This is a genomic window from Mesorhizobium sp. P3_A9 (assembly GCF_056402975.1).
The window spans coordinates 1-561 of record NZ_JBFUGJ010000815.1 but is presented as its reverse complement, the minus strand read 5'-3'; the positions used below and the strand labels follow the sequence as shown (position 1 = coordinate 561).

General features: G+C 64.4%; 1 protein-coding gene. It reads left to right on the top strand.

What is annotated here, in order from left to right:
- Positions 1 to 22 precede the first annotated feature (22 nt).
- Entirely contained in the window at positions 23 to 535 is a 513-nt protein-coding gene (locus AC1DX0_RS36895; RefSeq protein ID WP_477359607.1) for a hypothetical protein, read from the top strand.
- Positions 536 to 561 lie beyond the last annotated feature (26 nt).

Here is a 561-nt window from a genome sequence, read left to right as displayed (position 1 = left end):
GGATAGCGGTGACCGGCCGCCTGTGACGCCGCTTCCTCGCCACACCTCACGAAGCCGTTTCCGCCGCGCCTTGCCGCCGCTGGGGACGGCTCTTGTCGGCGCCTTGCTGTGGGCTGCGGCGATGGGCGCCAGCGCGCTGGTCAATCTGTGGCTGGACGATTGGGAAACCCCGGCAAAAATCCGCTTCGTCGCCATGCTGTTTGCCGCCGGCGGCGCACTGGCCTTTCCGATCGGCTTGTTCGCGGCGCGGCTGGTCTCGCTCGGACGGCACTGGGAGGTCGCTTTGGCGGCTACCTTTGTCTGCCTTCTCGCGGCGACGATCGCCGTTACCGGCGGCCTGTTTGCGCTACAATACCGTTCCTACTATTCGGAATGGCATTCGCCCGCCTTCACCCTCACCTGGGCCTTCCAGTTCGTGTTCACCATGTTGACGGCGCTCTACCAGTTCGTCGTCCTGGGCATCCGGCTCTATTTTCCGCTCGGTTTCATCGCACTGGCTGCCGCCAGCGTSTGGTTTGCSCRCCAGCAGCGTTGAGCATTTKGTCYGCCTCTGTTAGGACG